A 17955-nucleotide genomic window follows, 5' to 3' on the forward strand; every position below is an offset into this window, starting at 1 on the left:
CTCGAAAACGGATGACGTGTTACGGATGTTGCGACGTGCGCGTGCGCAGCACGCGGGCGGCGTGCTCGTCGGCGTCGCGCTGTTCGCGGCGGGCGTCCTTGCGGGCCTGCACATCGTCGTGGCGCGTTTGCAGGACCTCGTACGAGCCGAGCTTCTGCTTGCTGCGCTGCCACTCGGGCTTTGCGGCCTCCACGCGCGCGGTGGCCTGCTCGAGCAGGCGGCGCTGCTGTTCGATCGCCGCGTCGAGCGTGTCGATGAACGCCTGGAAGTTGCGCACGTTGCCCGCGGCCATGCCGCTGCGCGCCGATTCGGTGAAACGCGTGTGGTACTCGTCACGGTAGGTGATGAGCGCCTCGAGCTGCTTTTCGACCTCGCCGCGCTCGCGCTGCACGCGGCCGAGCTTTTGCGTGGCGGCGTCGACGTCGTCTTGTGCGAGGCCGATCAAGGTTTGCAGCGCGGTCTGTTTCGTCATGTCCTGGCTCCGATCAGCTGGCCGAGCATCTCGACGCTCTGATCATAGTTCGCGGTTTCGCGAAAACCCTGCTGAAGAAAGGCCTCGATGCGCGGATACAGCGCGATCGCGCGGTCGAGCACGGCGTCGCGCCCACTCACGTACGCACCCACGTTGATGAGGTCGCGGTTGCGCTGGTAGCGCGAAAGCATCTGCTTGAGCGCGCGCGTCTGGTTCAGATGCTGGTCGTCGATCAGCGCGGTCATCGCACGGCTGATCGAGGCCTCGATGTCGATGGCAGGATAATGCCCCGCCTCGGCGAGCGCGCGGGAAAGCACGATATGGCCGTCGAGAATCGCGCGCGCCGAGTCGGCGATCGGGTCCTGCTGGTCGTCGCCTTCGGTGAGCACGGTGTAGAACGCCGTGATCGAGCCGCCGCCCGCGGGGCCGTTGCCGGTGCGCTCGACGAGCGCCGGCAGCCTGGCGAATACCGAAGGCGGATAACCCTTGGTCGCGGGCGGCTCGCCGATGGCGAGCGCAATCTCGCGCTGCGCCATGGCGTAGCGCGTGAGCGAGTCCATGAGCAGCAGCACGTGCTTGCCCTGGTCGCGGAAATATTCGGCCAGCGACGTCGTGTACGCGGCGGCCTGCAGGCGCAAAAGCGGCGAAACGTCGGCTGGAGCGGCCACGACGACCGAGCGCGCAAGACCCTCCTCGCCCAGGATCTGCTCGATGAATTCCTTCACTTCGCGGCCGCGCTCGCCGATCAGGCCGATCACGGTGACTTCCGCACTCGTTGCGCGCGCCATCGTGCCGAGCAGCACCGATTTCCCGACGCCCGAGCCCGCGAAAAGGCCCATGCGCTGGCCGCGCCCGACCGTGAGCAGCGCGTTGATCGCGCGCACGCCCACGTCGAGCACCTTGTGGATCGGCTCGCGGTTCAGCGGATTGATGACGGGCGCGGTGAGCGGCGCGTCGGCTTCGGTGTTCAAGGGGCCGAGGCCGTCGAGCGGGCGGCCCGAGGCATCGACCACGCGGCCGAGCATGCCCCAGCCCACCGGCAGGCGCTTCGCGCCCGCTTTCGGGTCGGCGATCGGCGCGCTTTCCAGCGGCCAGACGCGCGCGCCGGGCAACAGGCCCGCGACTTCGGTCGTCGGCATCAGAAAGAGCTTGTCGCCGCCGAAGCCGACCACTTCCGCTTCGGCCATCGGCAACGAGCTGCCCGGCGGCAGTTCAATCATCACCTCGGCGCCCACGGCGAGGCGCAGCCCCACGGCTTCGAGCACGAGGCCCGCCGCGCGCGTGAGACGGCCGCAGCCGCGCAGCGGCAGGGCGAGTGCATTGCGCTCGCGCACGCCGCGCAGTTGCGCGTTCCACGAGGTCAGGAACGGGTTGGCCGGGTCGTAGTTCGCCGGCGGCACATAGGGTGCGCTCGCGGCTTTGGCATCGCCCGGCGCGCCGGTCGCGCCGCGATCGGTCAGGCCTGGCGGCGCATCGGCCGCGTCCGCGGCGAGCGCGGCATCGATCGCGTCGATGGCGCCCAGTTCGCGTGCCTCGCGCCGGGCCGGGACGTCGAGGTCGCCCACGAGCAGCGCGCCGAGCTGTGCGGGGTCGCTCGCGAGCGGGCCGAACGACGCGAGCGCGAGCTCCTGCTCGAGCGGCGTGAGTCCGCCCGTGTGGATTGCCTGATGGCTCGGCGGTTGCGGGTGATTCACCATGGCCGTGCCTTGCCGAGCGCGGCCGTCACGCGCTCCCAGCGCGTGCGGATGCTGGCGTCGGTTTCGCCCGTCGCGGCCTGCGCGCGGCAGCCGCCGCGCTCGATCGTCGGGTCGGTGCGCACGCTCCAGCCGCGCGTCTGAAGATCGTCCAGCAGATAGGCCTCGACGATCGGCAGATCGGCGGGGCTCACCACGAGTTGCGGAGAGCCGGTGAGCTGCGGCTCGGCCGCAAGCACTTCGCGCGCAACGGCGACGAGCGCCGTGGGGTCGTGCTGAACGTGCTGGCGCACGACCTGCTGCGCGATGTCGAGCGCGAGTTCCACGAGCGTCTCGGCCACGCCGGCCTGCGCCGTTTCGAGCGCATCGCTAAAGCGGCTGGCGAGCGCCGCGAGCTGCGCCGCCTGCGCGCGCGCCTCGGCCTGGCCCTGCTCGAAGCCCTGCTGGCGGCCCTGTTCGTGTCCGGCCTGATAACCGAGCGCCTGGCCTGCCACGTGGCCGGAGCGCAGCCCCTCCTGATGGGCCGCGTCGCGCAGCGCGCGGAGCTGGGCCTCGAACGCGGCCGTTTCGTCGGGCGTGGGCGGCGGCGGCGGGGGAGGCGGCGGGTCGAACGAGGCCATCTCCCAGCGCTGATACGCCGAGCGATGGCTGTTCGCGGAGCTCGTGTCAGACATAAGCGTCTTCTGCCTTGCCGCCTAGAACGATCTGGCCGCTCTCGGCGAGGTTGCGCACGATCTGCAGGATGCGGCGCTGCTGCGCCTCGACTTCCGAGACGCGCACCGGACCGCGCGCGTCGAGGTCTTCGGCGAGCAGTTCGGCCGCACGCTGCGACATGTTCGAAAGGAACTTGGTGCGCAGCGCGGGCGGCGCACCCTTGAGCGAAATGATGAGCGACTCCGACTCGACTTCCTTGAGCAGCAGCTGGATCGCGCGGTCCTCGAGGTCGAGCAGGTTTTCGAACACGAACATCTGATCGATGATCTTCTGCGCGAGTTCCGCGTCGTACTGACGGACGTTCTCGATCACCCCTTCTTCATGCTGGCTCGTCATGAAGTTGAGGATTTCGGCCGCCGTGCGGATGCCGCCCATCGGGCTGCGCTTGAGGTTGTCGCTGCCCGAGAGGAGGTTCGTGAGCACGTCGTCGAGTTCGCGCAGCGCCTGCGGCTGGATGCCGTCGAGCGTCGCGATACGCAGCAGCACGTCGTTGCGCAGGCGCTCGGTGAAGCACGAAGCGATTTCCGAGGCCTGGTCGCGGTCGAGGTGCACGAGAATCGTCGCGATGATCTGCGGGTGCTCGTTCTTGATGAGTTCGGCCACCGACCCCGAATCCATCCACTTGAGGCCCTCGATGCCGCTCGTGTCGCCGCCTTGCAGAATGCGGTCGATGATCGCGCCGGCCTTGTCCTCGCCTAGCGCCTTGTTGAGCACGTTGCGGATGTAGTCGCTCGAGTCGAGCGAGAAGGCCGTGTGCTGCTCGGCTTCCTTCACGAATTCCTGCAGCACGACTTCGATTTCTTCGCGCTTGACGTTCTTGAGCGCCGCCATGGCGGCGCCGATTTTCTGCACTTCGCGCGGACCGAGGAACTTGAAGACCTCGGAGGCCTCTTGCTCGCCGATCGACATGAGCAGCAGCGCGCTCTTGGTTGCGCCTTCAGCGTTCATCGTTCACCCAGCTTTTCACGACGGTTGCGACGATCTTCGGATCCTGGCGCGCGATGTTGCGCGCGTATTCCAGGTTGCGTTCGAACTTGTTCTTCTCGTTTTCGAAGGCGAGCAGGGCGGCTTCGTTGTCCGCGCTGTCTTCGCCTTGCGCGCCGGCGCCGCCGGCGCGCAAGGCTTCGGGGATGCCGTCGAGCAGCAGCGGCTCGCCGTCGGCCATGCCGGGCAGCGCGGGCGCAACGGGCTCGGGCGGCGGAAACGCGCGGCGCAGCGCCGGCTTCACCATCACGAAATAGAGGAAGAGCGCCACCGCGCCGATGCCGAGCCACGTCGCAACCTGCCTGGCAAGGGCGAGGATGTCGGGCTGACGCCACCACGGCAGGTTCGCATTCGGGTCGACTTCGGTCTGGAACGCGGCGTTCACCACGTTTACCGAGTCGCCGCGTTTGGCGTCGTAGCCCATGGCGTCCTTCACGAGCTGCTCGACCTGCGCGAGCTTCTGCGCGTCGAGCGGCTGCATGGTGGCGTGGCCGCGGGCGTCCATCTTCGGCTGGTAGTTCACGATCACGGCGACCGACAGGCGCTTCACGTCGCCCGGCGCCTGGCTGTAGTGGCGCACAGTCTTGTCGAGTTCGTAGTTGGTGGTGGTGTCGCGATGATCGGAGACCGGCACCGGAGCCGAGGCGCCGTTCGCACCCGCCGGCGCGTTGACCGGCGCCGAAGCCGGCTGCGGCGGCTGGTTCGTGAGCGCGCCGGGCACGCCGCCCGCGCCGCTTTGCTGCATTTCCGTCGAAATGTTCTGCTGCTGGCTGCGGATGGCGGCGGCCTGCGGGTTGCCGTTCGGACCGTAGGCTTCGGAGGTCTGCTCGAGCTTCGAGAAGTCGAGGTCGGCGCTCACCTGCGAGCGCGCGTTGCCGGCGCCGAAGAGGGGCGCGAGGATCGCGTCGATGCGCGCCTGGGTGTCGTGCTCGACCTGGCGCACGTACTTGAGCTGCGAGGCGTCGAGGCCCACGCCCGTGGCGCTCTGGGTGAGGAGGTTGCCATCCTGGTCGACCACCGTCACGTTGCGCACCGGCAGGTCCGGCACGGCCGAAGCCACCATGTGCGTGATCGCGGCAACCTGGCCGTCGTCGAGAATGCGGCCCGGATACAGGTTCACGAGCACCGAGGCCGAGGGCGCTTCGCGCTCGCGCACGAACACCGAAGGCTTCGGAATGGCCAGATGCACGCGCGCCGACTTCACGCTCGCGATCGACTGAATCGTTTGCTCGAGCTCGCCTTCGAGCGCGCGCTGGTAATTCACCTGTTCGGCGAACTGGCTGATGCCGAACTTCTGGTTGTCCATCAGCTCGAAGCCGACCGAGCCGTTCTTGGGCAGCCCCTGGGAGGCGAGGCGCAGGCGCATTTCGTTGACCTGCTCGGCGGGCACGAGAATGGCGCCGCCGGCGTCCGAGAACTTGTAGGGAACGTTTGCGGCCTGCAGCGCGGTAATGATCGCGCCGCCGTCGCGATCCGACAGGTTGCTGTAGAGCACCTTGTAGTCGGGCGCGCGCGACCACAGCACGAGACCCGCGACGACGGCCACGAGCACCGCGACGGCAAAAATGAGCGGCGCGCGCGGGTTGCCGCGCACGTGGCGCAATGACGAGAGCGAGCCAAGGCGTTGTGCGAAGCCGCCGCCGAGGTCTTCCGCGCCGCCCAGGCCTGCGCCCGCGCCAGCGCCGGGCGCGGCGCCCGCGCCAGAGGTGGCGAGGCCCATGCGGGCGTCGGGGTTGATCAAAGAATTGGCAGTCGAATCCATGCGACGGGTATCTCCGGGGGCTTCCAGGTCTCGCCTTGCACGGCGGAGACTTTCACGTGACGCATTATCCGGGGCCGCTGGCAAGCCGATTGCGCGAATAGAGCCGGGTTTTCCCCCTAGTTTCGGGCCTGCCGAAATGGGCCCGCTGCTATGCTCTCCTCCAGATTCGGCGCCCTGTCGGTGCGCCGTGCCGGCCGGACCCGCGGCATTGCTGCGGGATAGCTGAAACGCCGGCCCTGGGGCTCGTCCCCGGCATACCCCGCATGTCCCCTTTTCGTGGAGCAAACATGACCGTGCCAGTATCCCCGCTCACGTCCGCCCTGGCCCAAATGCAGTCGATGGCGGCCCAGGCGGCCGGCGGCCCCACCGCAGCCGACGAAAAGTCGGGCGCGGCCACGGCCGGCGGGTTCGCGGCGGCGCTCAAGTCGTCGCTCGACCAGATCAGCGACGCCCAGCAGAAGGCCGTTGGCGAGTCGCAGGCGTTCGAGCTGGGCGCGAACAACGTGTCGCTCAACGACGTGATGGTCGACATGCAGAAAGCCAACATCGGCTTCCAGTTCGGCCTGCAGGTGCGCAACAAGCTCGTGGCCGCCTACACCGACATCATGCAGATCCAGGTGTGACGGTGCCCGTGGCCTTTGCCCAGTCAACGCGCTAAAGCTTCTTCCCCTACGTTCCGATAACCCGGCTAGAAGAGTCCGCCGCCCGTGCTTCGCGCAGGGGCCCGGACGACCGCATTCAAGTCAAACGTATCAAGGAGAAGCGCCGATGTTTTCCCCAGCCCAATCTGGAGCCAACGCCTATGCACGTGTGGGCGTCGAAACGGGGGTCATGGGTGCGAGCCCGCACAAGCTCATCGTGCTCCTGTACCAGGGAGCGCGCCAGGCCATCGCGCAGGCACGTATGCATTTGCAGGCCGGCAACGTCGGCCCGCGTTGCGAGGCGATCGCCAAGGCGATCCGGATTGTCGAGAGCGGACTTCAGCTCGCGTTGAACGTCGAGGCGGGCGGCGAGATCGCCCAACGCCTGAATGCGCTGTACAGCTACATGACGAGGCGCCTGCTGGAAGCCAATATTAAACAGAGCGAGACCATGCTGGTCGAGGTCGATCGACTGCTGGCTACGCTCGAAGAAGCCTGGTTGGGGATAGCGCCGGAAGTGGCGAGGATGGCCGAACAGGCATCCTCGTCAGCGCCCGGCTCATTGACGAGATGAGTTCAAAAGCAGACTACTTCGCCCGCTACGAAGCGATAGCGGCCGTGTCGGAGCAGATGCTCCATGCGGCGCGCGATGCGCACTGGAACGATCTGATCGGCTTGCAGGAGGAGTACCGGATCCTCGTCGATGCCTTGAAGGACGCCGAAGCCGCGGTGCGGCTCACGGTTTCCGAACGGGCGCGCAAGTACGAGTTGATCCGCCAGATCCTCGCCGACGACGCCGCCATTCGCGATCTCGCAAGCCCTTGCATGGCACGGCTTTCGGCGCTCTTTTACGGCACCGTGCAACCCGCGCGGGTCTTGCAGGAAATCTACGGAGCCCGCTAGCGCGGCGCGTGGCGCCTCGCGAGACAACGGCGCGCAACGCCCCATGAACCGGCGGGTCAGCGCCTTGCGCAGATCCGGAACACCATGAACGGAATCGACACCGGAGCCGCCGCGCTCCTCGCGAGCCGCATCGCGGCGCTCACGCCGGTCGGGCCGCAGAGCGCCTCGGGCGCCGCGCAAACGGGCGTCTCCGCGCTCGCAACGGGCCCCGCCGCGCTCGCCGACACCGCCGCCAACACCGGCACGACGCAGGACTCCGCGCAGACCGTGCTTTCGGCGGTTGCGCTCGCGCTCGACGCCATCATCCGCTCGGGCGGCGAAGCGACACCCGCCGTGGTGGGCCGCGCGCCGCTCTGGGCCAGCCCCGCTGCGGACGCTGCGCCTGGCGGCGCGGCCACGTTGCCGCTGCCGGGTCTCGCCGGCGAAGCGCAGGCAGCGCAAGCCGCGTTGCTCGCGGACGTGGCGCTCGCGGCCCAGGGTCTGGCCGGCGAGGCGCTGGCCGGGGCGGCCGACGCCGGGACCGGCGCTTCCGCGCAAGCGGCGTCCTCGCAAAACCCGCAAGCCGGACAAACGGCTCAGGCCGCACAAGCTGCGCAAACCGCCGCCGCACAGGCCGGCCCGGTCGCCGCGCTCGCTGCGTCGCTCGCGCAGACGGTGAGCACGAGCGGACTCTTCTACGAAGCCCACCTCGCGCAATGGCTGCGCGGCCTGCTTTCGCCCGCCGAACTTGCCGACGAACCGCAGAACCGTCTGCTCGGCGCTCACTCGCAATTGCCGCTCGACTGGAGCCCGGCCGACGACGACATCGCCGACGTGCAATGGACCGAAACGTTCTCCGACGCGCCGGGCGCCGCACGCGGCGAAGCGGGCAATGCCCGCAATTCTGCAAACGCGATGAATGCCGCACTGGCGCGCGCCTTCCCCGGGCTCGCCGATCTGCACGGCGAAGCGCCTGCGAGCCAGGCCGAGGCGCGCGCGACGCTTGCCGAGACCCTGTTGCCCGCCATGCACGAGGCCGCCGCGCAGGCCGCCGGCCCGACGGTTCATCCGGCCGTGATTCCGCTTGTGCGCCAGCAGCTCGATCTGCTCGCGACCGGCGAGTTTCGCTGGAACGGCGAGGCGTGGCCGGGCGTGCGGGTGGACTGGAGCATCCAGCAAGACGACTACGATGCCCGCGACCCGCACCAGGGCGCAGGCGGTGCAGACGCCGACGATATTCCATGGCGCACGCGGCTCACGCTTGCGCTGCCGAAGCTCGGTACCGTCGATGCGGAACTCACGCTGACGGGCTCGACGCTCGCCGTGCGCGTGCAGGCGAACGCGGGCGGCGCCGCGCGCCTCACGGCGCAAAGCGAGTCGCTGCGCGGACGGCTCGAGGCGCTCGGGCTCACGCTCGCGGGGCTCTCGATCCGCGAGATCGGCAGCGGCGCCGCGGCGAGCCCCGCCGAGGCCGCAAGGGCCGCGAACGCCGCGAGTGCCTACGCCGCACAAACCACATCCACGGCGCAGACCGCGCAGGCTGGCGCCGCGGCAGATGCGCCCGCCGCACGACCGGGCGCCGACGCGACCGATCAACGCAACCACCGCCTCGACCACGATTGGGAGTTGTGATGAGCCGCACGCACCGCAAGAGCGCCGCCGCGCTCGCCTACGACGCCCCCGAAGGCGACGGCGCGCCGCGCGTGGTCGCGAAGGGCTACGGCCTTGTTGCGGAGATGATCGTGCAACGCGCGAAGGAAGCGGGCCTCTACGTGCACGAAGCGCCCGAGATGGTCTCGCTGCTCATGCGCGTGGACCTCGACGCGAAGATCCCGCCGCAGCTCTATCAGGCGGTGGCCGAACTGCTTGCCTGGCTGCACCGCCTCGAAGCGGGCGACGACGCGAAGGCCAACGCTGCCGCGCAGGCGCAGGCGCAAACCGCCGCGCCGGCCGGCGCCGCCCCACGCGATATCAGCGACATTCGCAGGATCGGCGGCACGCGCCCCGCGCTGCCCTTCAACCCTTCAACATCAACCTGATCAGCCAGGCGACGCGCTTGCCGTAGGGCGGCGCGATGAGCCCGCGCGCGTTCAGCCGCGCCTGGGTGAAGACGGGCTTCATCTTCGAGAACGTGACGAAGCCCTCGTAGCCGTGATACGCGCCCATGCCGCTCGCGCCGACGCCGCCGAACGGCAGTCCCTCGGCGGCGACATGCATGAGCGTCTCGTTCACCGACATCCCGCCCGCCACCGTTTCGTGCGTCACGCGCTCGACCGTGCGCGGGTCGTCGGCATAGAGGTAGAGCGAGAGCGGGCGAGGGCGCTCGTTCACGTAGCGCAACGCTTCGTCGAGCGTGTCGTAGGGCACGAGCGGCAAGAGCGGCCCGAAGATTTCCTCCTGCATGAGCGCCGTCTGTGCGCCGGCATTCGTCACGATGACGGGCGCGAAGCGCCGCGTGGCGGCGTCGTGCGCGCCGAGCGCGTGCAACTGGGCGCCGCTTGCCTGCGCTTCGTCGGCGAGGCGTTGCAGGCGCTCGAAGTGGCGCGCCGAGACGATCGACGTGTAGTCGCGGTTGTTCGCGAAGTCCGGATAAAGCTGAGCGAAGCGCGTGCGCGCGCGGGCGATGAACGCCGCCTCCTGCCCGCGCGGCAGCAGCACATAGTCGGGCGCGATGCAGGTTTGCCCCGCGTTCAGCGTCTTGCCGAGCAGCAGGCTGTCCACGGCGTAGTTCAGGCGCGCCGCTTCGCCGATGATCACGGGTGACTTGCCGCCCAGTTCGAGCGTGACCGGCGTGAGGTTCGCGGCAGCCGCGCGCATGACCTCGTGCCCCACGCGCGTCGAGCCCGTGAAGAGCAGATGGTCGAACGGCAGCGCGCTGAAGGCGGCGCCAACCGACGCGTCGCCGTTCACGACCGCCACGTGGTCGCGCGCGAAGGTCTTGCCGATCAGCGCCTCGAAGAGCGCGGAAGTGCGCGGCGTCAGCTCCGACATCTTGATCATGGCGCGGTTGCCCGCCGCGAGCGCGCACACGAGCGGGCTCGCGGCAAGCTGCAGCGGATAGTTCCACGGCACGACGATCCCCGCCACGCCGAGCGGCTGCGGCACCACCTTCGCGCGGCCCGGCAGCAGCCATTTGCCGACCGGTCTGCGGCGCGGCTTCATCCAGCGTGCGCCGTGCCTGAGCGCCGCATCGATCTCCTGCTTGAGGACGACGAATTCCGCGAGCGCGACCTCCGCCTTCGCGCGCTGGCCGAAGTCGGCGTTCATCGCGTCGGCGAGCGCGTCGCGGTGCGAGAACAGCACGTCGCGCAGCGCCTTGAGATGGCGCGCACGCGCGTCCCAGGACGGGAACGGGTCGCGCAGGAAGGCTTCGCGCTGCGCGGCGAGCAGCGTGTCGAGCGCGGCGCGCGGGTCTGCTGGCGCGTCGTGCGCACTGCGGGCGAAGTCTTCGGGCAGGTCCTGCTTCATGGTCGGTCCTCGTGGGTTCGCGCTCGCTGCGACGCGTGCGCGAACGGAAAAGTCGGCTCGTGCTATCGGATTAATGACATAAAACAAAGTTGTACAGTGCAATCGCTGAAAATATTGAATTTTTTGACTGACTTATATTGCAATCAACGAAGGTTGTATAGTGCAATCCTTGATTTTAAAGGGAAAATTCTAGAAATATCGTTTCGCATTTAATGCGGATATCCTCGCTCGCACGAGGATCTTCCGGGCAATTGTTAAATCGCGACGCAAGAGCGCGCCCGTATTTCGTGATGCTGCTTGAAGACGTGAAGATCTGCGGCGTCAATCCCGGCATGGCGAATTCGAAACTTGCTCAGGCGTCCACGCTCAATCACGTCGAGGCGGTCTCGATGATGTATGAGTGCATCACATGGCACTACCTGGACGGTAATATCAAATACACCGATTCATGGAATGAACGCGCATAAGCGGGGGGAGCAATGGCTGTCACCGGTAAATTCATTATCGATAACCAATGGCTGTCTCCGCTAACGATTAATGGCATTGGCACATTTCTGGCATATTCCGGGAATGATCAATACCGAAATAGGGGTGGCTGTACGATGATTCCTTCAAACGGTCCGATCCCTGCCGGAAAGTACTGGATCGTGGATCGCCCCACAGGCGGCTTCGGATCTCGCGCATGGGCCTCCATAAAGGACACGGTTAATTCAGCGATTGGAAGTCCGGTTGATCACGGTGAGTGGTTCGCACTTTATCGTGATGATGGTTTGATCGATGATTACACGTGGATCAACGGTGTGAAGCGCGGAAACTTCCGGCTGCATCCAGCAGGTGGCCAGGGTGTTTCGCTTGGCTGCATTACTCTGCCGAGCCGTGTCGATTTCCTGCGTATCCGCTCGGCGCTGCTGCGAACCGGGAAGATTGCGGCCGGTAAGCCGGGGATCAATGCTTATGGATCGATCGAGGTGGTCACATATGGGAATACTTGTCCGTAGGCTGTTGAAGGTCGCGCTGTTTGTCGGACTGTTCTGCCTGGCAGTGCCGTATATCCACACATACCCAATACCCATGCCAGCCAATCAGGCGCGCGCATGGCTGCACGCCGCCAACTGGCTCGGCATTCGTGACCCGGATGACCTGTACATCCCGATCATCCTGCTGGCTGATCTGATTGTGGCAACGCTTGTCTACTCCATGATCATGAAGCTATGGCGGCACTTCCGAAGTTAGCCTGAGTACCCCCCGCTCGCTGGGCGCCGGCAAACGCCGGGATCACGCCTGGCTCGACGCAAACGCCCGCTCGATGATGGCGGCATGGTCGAAGCGCGCCGGCAGCGTACCGAATACGCGGTCGCAGTCGGCGTCGTGCTCGTCGAGGCGCGTGGCGATGAACGCTTGCGCCATCTCCGGCGGAGCGTCGCGCAGCAGCATGGCCTGCGCGATCAGCACGATCTGCTGCGCGATGCGCCGCGCGCTCGCCTCGCGCGTGCCCGGCGCGCCGTTGAGCAGCACCGAGAGGCGGTCGAGCGCGGCGTTCAGAACCGGGTGAGTCTGCGCGTCGCGCCGCCACGCGAGAAAGAGCGCCTGAGCGGCATCGGCCTCGCGCTCCAGCGCACGCAGCACGTCGAGGCACATCACGTTGCCCGACCCCTCCCAGATCGAATTGACGGGCGCTTCGCGGTAGAAGCGCGCCATCGGCCCCTCTTCGACGTAACCGTTGCCGCCCCAGACTTCCATGGCCTCACCCGTGAACGCGAGCGTGCGCTTGCAGACCCAGAACTTCGCCGCGGGCGTGACGATGCGCCGCCACGCGCGCGCTTCGAGCGACTTGTCGTCGGTGTCGCCGGGTTGCGCGTCGGCGCTGTCCTCGAAGGCGCGCGCAAGACGCATGAAGAGCGCCGTCGCCGCTTCCGATTCGAGCGCGAGATCGGCGAGCACGTTTTGCATGAGCGGCTGCTCGGCGAGTACCCGGCCGAACGCACTGCGGTGGCGCGCGTGGTGGATCGCCTGCACGAGCGCCGCGCGCATCAGTGCCGCGCTGCCGATCACGCAGTCGAGCCGCGTGTAGTTCGCCATCTCGATGATGGTCGGCACGCCGCGGCCTTCGTCGCCGATCATCACGCCGTAGGCATCGAAGAACTCCACTTCGCTGCTCGCGTTCGAGCGGTTGCCGAGCTTGTTCTTCAGGCGCTGCACGTTGACCGCGTTTTTCGTGCCGTCCGGCCGGTAGCGCGGCACGAAGAAGCACGAGAGTCCGGGGACGCCCGAGCCGTCGTGCTCCGTGGTGCGCGCGAGCACGAGATGCGCGTCGCACTGCGGCGCCGAGAAAAACCACTTGTGGCCGGTGAGCAGATACGCCGCGCCGCGTCCGGTTTCGACGCCCGCCGCTCGCGCCTCGGTGCGGTTGCTGCGCACGTCCGAGCCGCCTTGCTTCTCCGTCATACCCATGCCGATCATCATCGAGCGCTTCTGCGCGAGTGGCAGATCGCGCGCGTCGTACTCGCGCGTGTAGAGCGGCGCACGCAGCGTTTCGAACAGCGCCGGTTCGCGCTGCAGCACGGCAATGCTCGCGAACGTCATGGTCAGCGGGCACAACGACCCCGATTCGATCTGTGCGTGCAGGAAGTAGCCCGCGCAGCGCGCGGCCATCGCGCCCGGCCGCGGGTCAGAATACGGCAGCGCGTGCAGCCCTTGCTCGCGCAGCAGCGCGAGCAGCTCGTGCCAGGCGGGGTGGAATTCGATCGCGTCGATCCGCTCGCCGCGCGGGCTGTGCGTGTGCAGTTCGGGCTCGTGGCGGTTGGCGAGGTCCGCGAGCGCGAGGGTTTGCGCCTTGCCGAGCGTCTCGCCGTGGCACACGAGCGTTTCGCGGTGCCAGTCCGCGCCCGCGCGCGCGAGGGCCTCGCCGAGTGCGGCGTCGGTGGTGAAGAGGTTGTAGTCGGCGAGCGGCGGCGCCTGGTTCGTCACTTCGTGAGTCGTGCCGGGGCGATGCGTGACTTCCGTCGGGTTCATCTGCTTGTCTCCGATGCAAGGCTGAACCGCCTTCCATCATAGGCTTCGATCCGCCGTCGGGTTTAGAGGGGAGGCTCTGACATAAAAGCTGACCTCGGAATCGGACGCTTCCTACAATGCGCCATTGAAGCCGAAAACGAACGAGCGTGCAAATGGCGCGCCAGGGCCTCGCACGGGGCAAGGGGCGGCAAGGGGCGGCCTCGCATGGGGCCGTAGTAAGCGCTAACCGCGGCCGACAGGACGGAGACGATGCCATACGACTACATCATCGTAGGCGGCGGCTCGGGCGGCGCGTCGCTGGCGGGGCGCCTCGCCGAGCGTTGCCCGCAGGCGAGCATCGCGCTCGTCGAGGCCGGACCGCACACCGCGCGCAATCCGTTCGTCAACATGCCGCTCGGTGTCGCCGCGCTCGTCCCGTTTCGAACGAAAAACAACTACGCCTATGAAACCGTGCCGCAGCCTGGACTCGCCGGACGGCGCGGTTACCAGCCACGCGGCCGCGGCTTCGGCGGCTCGAGCATCATCAACGCGATGATCTACACGCGCGGCCATCCGCTCGACTACGACGAGTGGGCGCAGCTTGGCTGCACGGGCTGGGCGTGGCGCGACGTGCTGCCGTACTTTCTGCGCGCCGAGGACAACGAGCGCGGCGCGAGCGCCTGGCATGGCGCGGGCGGCCCGCTAGGCGTGGCCGACCTGCACGAGCGCAATCCGGTGGCTGCGCGCTTCGTCGAGGCCGCGCGCGAGGCGGGCTTTCGCCTGAACGACGACTTCAACGGCGAGGAACAGGAGGGCGTCGGCTTCTATCAGGTGACGCAGCGCGGCGGCGAACGCTGCACGGTGGCGCGCGCGTATCTGTATGGGCGCGAGCGGCCGAACCTGGATCTGATCGCCGACGCGACGGTCCTGCGCGTGAGCTTCGACGGCGCGCGCGCGAGCGGCGTGGAGCTTGCGCGCGGCGGCGCGATCGAGAGGCTGCAGGCGCGCGCCGAGGTGATCCTCGCGGCGGGCGCGTTCAACTCGCCGCAGTTGCTGATGTGCTCGGGCATCGGCCCCGCCGACGAACTGCGCGCGCTCGGCATCGAGGTGCGCCACGATGCGCCCGAAGTCGGCCGCAACCTGATCGACCATATCGATTTCACCTTCAACAAGCGCGTGCATTCGAGCGACACCGTGGGCTACTCGCTGCGCGGCGTGGCGCGCATGACCGCAGGGCTCGTGCGTTATCTGCGCGAGCGGCGCGGCATGCTCACGACCAACGTGGCGGAGGCAGGCGGCTTCCTGAAGAGCCGCCCCGAACTCGACCGGCCCGACCTGCAGCTGCACTTCTGCACGGCGCTCGTCGACGATCACAGCCGCCGCCTGCATTGGGGCCACGGCTATTCGCTGCACGTGTGCGTACTGCGCCCGGCGAGCCGCGGCACGCTCACGCTCGCGAGCGCCGACGCGCGCGTGGCGCCCTTGATCGACCCGCGCTTTCTGTCCGATCCGCGCGACCTCGACGCGCTAGCGCAGGGCGCGCGCCTCGCGCGGCGCATCCTCGACGCGAGCGCGCTGGCGCAGCTGGGCGGCCGCGAACTCTACACGCACGCCGAGCAGAGCGACGCGCAGTTGCGAGAGACGATCGCGCGCCATGCCGACACGATCTATCACCCCGTCGCGACCTGCCGCATGGGCGGCGACGCGCGCTCCGTCGTCGATCCGCAGTTGCGCGTGCGCGGCGTGACGGGTCTGCGCATTGCCGACGCCTCGGTCATGCCGACACTCATCGGCGGCAACACGAATGCGCCGTGCGTGATGATCGGCGAGCGGGCCGCCGACTTCATCGCACAAGCGCGGTACGAGAGCGATCCGGCGCCTCAGTGCGTCGACGCCTGACGCTGCGCCTTTCCTGTCGCCCGGCCCTTGCTCATCGCAGCCTTCAGGCTGGCTTGCCCGGCTGCTTCTCCATCCCCGGCGGATGCACGAAGTCATCGAGAAACGTGAAGGGCTTGCCATACTCGGCGCGCGCGACGTCGAGCCACGCGCGCGCCGCATGCGAGAGATAGCCGCTGCGCTTCCAGCCGATCGCCATGTCCCAGGTGATTTGCGGCTCGCTCACGGGCAAGCAGGTGAAGCGCGCGGCGTCGAGCCGGCGCACGTACGGCGCGGGCAGCAGCGCGATGCCCACGCCCGCAAGCACGAGCGCCGCCATCAGGTCCCAGTGGCCGCTGCGCCCCACGACCTGCGGCACGAAGCCGGCCGTGCGGCACGCGCCCAGCACCACGTCGTTGAGCGCCAGGCTTTCGCCGTAGAACACGAACGGCTCGCCGGCCAGCTCCGCGAGCGGCACGGCGAGCTTGTTGTCCCAGCGCGAGCCGCGCCGCGCGACGAGCCACAGCAGCTCGTGCGAGATCGGCAAGACGTCGATGAGCGCGGGATCGACGGGCAGCAGCACGCCGCCCAGCTCCAGCTCGCCCGAGATCAGCGCGGCTTCGATGGCGCGCGAGCCCTGCTCGAAAAGCTTCAGCTCGATCTTCGGATAGCGCTGGCGGAAGGTGGCGATGGCGGGCGTAAAGAGCGAGCCGCCCATCGGCGGAATGCCGATGGTGAGTTCGCCACGCCCGAGCGTGCCGAGATCGGCGAGTTCGGCCTGCAGCTGCGCCTGCGCGGCGAGCACGTCCTGACCGCGCTGGTAGACGATGCGGCCGGCGTCGGTGAGCACCATCTGGCGCGCGTCGCGCAGCAGGAGCTGCGTGCCGGTCTCGTCTTCGAGCGCCTTCACCATCTTGCTGATGGTCGGCTGCGTGACATGCAGTTTTTCGGCCGCGGCGGTGAAGCTCTGTTGCCGCACCACCTCGATGAAATAGCGAAGCGCGCGCAGTTCCACGTTCGGGACTCCACAAATGGGCAAGAAACACGCTCAGCCGGGTGCTGAGTTGGTGCATTCCAATATGGAATGTAGCAGATGATTCCAAGTCATTATACTTATAATTAGATGGCCCCTATACTGACTTCCATTCCAGTGTCACTTAGGGTTTGCCATGACTTCACCGACCACGACCGCGAAAGTCTCTGAACGCGCCGAGCGCAACGTCGGCAACGTGGCGAGCCTCGGACGCCGTATCGGCCGCATTGCCGTGCAATCGGCGCTGCTCGCGGGCGTCTGGTACGCCGCCGACGCCCTCACGCGCTTCACGCACCTGCCGGTGCCGGGCGGCGTGGTGGGCCTCGTGCTGCTGCTCGCGCTGCTCTTTTGCGGCGGCGTCACGCCGCGCTGGGTAAAGGCGGGCGCCGACTGGCTGCTCTCCGACATGCTGCTGTTCTTTATCCCGGCCGCCGTCGCAGCCGTGAAATACGGCGGCCTCTTTCGCGCCGACGGCTGGCGTCTCGCGCTCGTCGTGGTCGGCGGCACGTTGATGGTGATGGTGGCCGTGGCGTTCGCGGTCGAACAGGCCGCGAAGCTCGAGAGGCGCCTAGCGCTGCGCCGCGTGCGCGATTCGCGGCACGCGCGCCATCTGGTGCGGGCTTGAGGCCGCAATGTCCTGAATAGAGTGAGGGTGATTGCGTCATGAACACGTTTTATTCGTCCCTGTTCGCCGACGACGCGGCGCGGCTCATCGCCGCCGGCTGTTTCATCCTTACCGTTGCGCTCTATTTCGCTTCGAAGGCCCTCTATGCGCGCTTTCGCTCGCCGTGGCTCACGCCGCTCGTCGCGGTGCCCGCGGTGCTCGGCGTGTTCGTGCTGGTGCTCCATATTCCGTACCCCGTGTACTTCCGGGACACGCGCTGGCTCATGTGGCTGCTCGGCCCGGCGACCGTGGCCTTCGCGGTGCCGATCTACGAGTACCGCGACCTGCTGAGGCGCCACTGGATCTCGCTCACCGTTGGCGTGACCGTCGGCATCGTGGTGGCGGTAGGCGGCTCGCTCGCGCTGGCCAAGCTCCTGCACCTTTCGCCCGATCTGCAGCGCAGCCTGATGACGCGCTCGATCTCCACGCCGTTCGCGCTCGCGGTGTCGGACAAGATCCACGCGCCGCGCGACCTCACCGCGCTGTTCGTGATCGCCACGGGCGTGTGCGGCATGCTGTTCGGCGAACTCGTGCTCGGCCTCGTGCCGCTGCGCACGCGGCTGGCGCGCGGCGCGCTCTTTGGCGCGGCGGCGCACGGCGTGGGCACGGCGAAGGCGCGCGAGCTGGGCAGCGAAGAAGGCGTGGTGGCGAGCCTCACGATGATGATCGCGGGCGTGGTGATGGTGCTGCTCGCGCCGGCGCTCGGGTTTCTGCCGGTTTGAAGTCCAGCGGGCGCGTTCGCGCCCGCTTTATCGCGTAGGCGCATATCGCCTAC

General features: G+C 67.9%; 19 protein-coding genes. 11 read left to right on the plus strand and 8 right to left on the minus strand.

Annotation, left to right across the window (positions count from 1 at the left end):
• Positions 1 to 19: 19 nt before the first annotated feature.
• From fliJ to fliF, 5 genes are read right to left on the minus strand one after another with little or no spacing between them, the layout of a single operon-like run.
• Positions 20 to 472, minus strand: a complete 453-nt coding sequence (fliJ, locus tag C7411_RS28795; protein WP_110387277.1) for a flagellar export protein FliJ — start codon at positions 470 to 472, stop codon at positions 20 to 22.
• Complete coding sequence (gene fliI, locus C7411_RS28800) at positions 469 to 2169, minus strand: flagellar protein export ATPase FliI (protein WP_110387278.1); 1701 nt, start codon at positions 2167 to 2169, stop codon at positions 469 to 471. The genes fliJ and fliI overlap by 4 nt, the downstream gene beginning before the upstream one ends.
• Positions 2163 to 2840, minus strand: a complete 678-nt coding sequence (gene fliH / locus C7411_RS28805) for a flagellar assembly protein FliH (protein WP_110387279.1) — start codon at positions 2838 to 2840, stop codon at positions 2163 to 2165. Before fliH ends, fliI begins: the two co-directional genes overlap by 7 nt.
• Positions 2833 to 3828 carry a flagellar motor switch protein FliG gene (gene fliG, locus C7411_RS28810; RefSeq protein ID WP_110387280.1) on the minus strand — a complete coding sequence of 332 codons (996 nt, stop codon included), beginning with the start codon at positions 3826 to 3828 and terminating at the stop codon, positions 2833 to 2835. The genes fliH and fliG overlap by 8 nt, the downstream gene beginning before the upstream one ends.
• The gene (gene fliF / locus C7411_RS28815) at positions 3818 to 5626 is read right to left on the minus strand and encodes a flagellar basal-body MS-ring/collar protein FliF (protein WP_110387281.1); all 1809 of its coding nucleotides are present in this window, start codon (positions 5624 to 5626) and stop codon (positions 3818 to 3820) included. Before fliF ends, fliG begins: the two co-directional genes overlap by 11 nt.
• A gap of 287 nt (positions 5627 to 5913) precedes the next feature.
• Between fliF and fliE the strand changes: the two genes are divergently transcribed.
• From fliE to C7411_RS28840, 5 genes are all read left to right on the plus strand, one after another.
• Complete coding sequence (fliE, locus tag C7411_RS28820; protein ID WP_042269057.1) at positions 5914 to 6249, plus strand: flagellar hook-basal body complex protein FliE; 336 nt, start codon at positions 5914 to 5916, stop codon at positions 6247 to 6249.
• A 145-nt stretch (positions 6250 to 6394) separates the two neighbouring features.
• Positions 6395 to 6841, plus strand: a complete 447-nt coding sequence (gene fliS / locus C7411_RS28825) for a flagellar export chaperone FliS (RefSeq protein WP_110387282.1) — start codon at positions 6395 to 6397, stop codon at positions 6839 to 6841.
• Positions 6838 to 7170, plus strand: coding sequence for a flagellar protein FliT (locus C7411_RS28830; protein ID WP_042269062.1), 333 nt, complete (start codon positions 6838 to 6840; stop codon positions 7168 to 7170). The genes fliS and C7411_RS28830 overlap by 4 nt, the downstream gene beginning before the upstream one ends.
• A gap of 84 nt (positions 7171 to 7254) precedes the next feature.
• The gene (gene fliK, locus C7411_RS28835; protein ID WP_110387283.1) at positions 7255 to 8781 is read left to right on the plus strand and encodes a flagellar hook-length control protein FliK; all 1527 of its coding nucleotides are present in this window, start codon (positions 7255 to 7257) and stop codon (positions 8779 to 8781) included.
• Positions 8781 to 9188, plus strand: a complete 408-nt coding sequence (locus C7411_RS28840) for an EscU/YscU/HrcU family type III secretion system export apparatus switch protein (protein WP_110387284.1) — start codon at positions 8781 to 8783, stop codon at positions 9186 to 9188. Before fliK ends, C7411_RS28840 begins: the two co-directional genes overlap by 1 nt.
• On the opposite strand, the gene C7411_RS28845 is transcribed toward C7411_RS28840, so the two are convergent.
• Positions 9166 to 10617: a coniferyl aldehyde dehydrogenase gene (locus C7411_RS28845; protein WP_110387285.1), complete on the minus strand. Its 1452-nt coding sequence runs from the start codon at positions 10615 to 10617 to the stop codon at positions 9166 to 9168. The two genes, C7411_RS28840 and C7411_RS28845, sit on opposite strands and share 23 nt — an antisense overlap.
• A 287-nt stretch (positions 10618 to 10904) precedes the next feature.
• Between C7411_RS28845 and C7411_RS28850 the strand changes: the two genes are divergently transcribed.
• From C7411_RS28850 to C7411_RS38805, 3 genes are all read left to right on the plus strand, one after another.
• The gene (locus C7411_RS28850; RefSeq protein WP_243413381.1) at positions 10905 to 11084 is read left to right on the plus strand and encodes an Hcp family type VI secretion system effector; all 180 of its coding nucleotides are present in this window, start codon (positions 10905 to 10907) and stop codon (positions 11082 to 11084) included.
• Between the two features lie 12 nt (positions 11085 to 11096).
• Entirely contained in the window at positions 11097 to 11615 is a 519-nt protein-coding gene (locus C7411_RS28855; protein WP_110387286.1) for a DUF2778 domain-containing protein, read from the plus strand.
• A 73-nt stretch (positions 11616 to 11688) separates the two neighbouring features.
• Positions 11689 to 11850: a hypothetical protein gene (locus C7411_RS38805; protein ID WP_309147592.1), complete on the plus strand. Its 162-nt coding sequence runs from the start codon at positions 11689 to 11691 to the stop codon at positions 11848 to 11850.
• A 42-nt stretch (positions 11851 to 11892) separates the two neighbouring features.
• Here the strand turns inward: C7411_RS38805 and C7411_RS28865 are convergent, their stop codons facing one another.
• Positions 11893 to 13629 (minus strand): isovaleryl-CoA dehydrogenase, encoded by a 1737-nt coding sequence (locus C7411_RS28865; protein WP_110387288.1) that lies wholly within the window; start codon positions 13627 to 13629, stop codon positions 11893 to 11895.
• 249 nt (positions 13630 to 13878) lie between these two features.
• Here C7411_RS28865 and C7411_RS28870 point away from each other — a divergent pair, with 249 nt between their 5' ends.
• The gene (locus C7411_RS28870; RefSeq protein ID WP_110387289.1) at positions 13879 to 15507 is read left to right on the plus strand and encodes a GMC family oxidoreductase; all 1629 of its coding nucleotides are present in this window, start codon (positions 13879 to 13881) and stop codon (positions 15505 to 15507) included.
• A 43-nt stretch (positions 15508 to 15550) separates the two neighbouring features.
• Here the strand turns inward: C7411_RS28870 and C7411_RS28875 are convergent, their stop codons facing one another.
• Complete coding sequence (locus C7411_RS28875) at positions 15551 to 16498, minus strand: LysR family transcriptional regulator (protein WP_110387290.1); 948 nt, start codon at positions 16496 to 16498, stop codon at positions 15551 to 15553.
• A 154-nt stretch (positions 16499 to 16652) separates the two neighbouring features.
• On the opposite strand from C7411_RS28875, the gene C7411_RS28880 reads away from it, so the two are divergent.
• Together C7411_RS28880 and C7411_RS28885 are read left to right on the plus strand one after the other, a co-directional pair.
• Positions 16653 to 17141, plus strand: coding sequence for a CidA/LrgA family protein (locus tag C7411_RS28880; protein ID WP_110387291.1), 489 nt, complete (start codon positions 16653 to 16655; stop codon positions 17139 to 17141).
• 38 nt (positions 17142 to 17179) lie between these two features.
• A complete protein-coding gene (locus C7411_RS28885; RefSeq protein ID WP_110387292.1) occupies positions 17180 to 17902 on the plus strand; it encodes an LrgB family protein in 723 nt (240 codons plus the stop codon).
• The last annotated feature ends 53 nt before the right edge of the window (positions 17903 to 17955 follow it).

The sequence above is a fragment of the Paraburkholderia silvatlantica genome (assembly GCF_003096715.1).
GTDB classification, from domain to species: Bacteria; Pseudomonadota; Gammaproteobacteria; order Burkholderiales; family Burkholderiaceae; genus Paraburkholderia; species Paraburkholderia silvatlantica.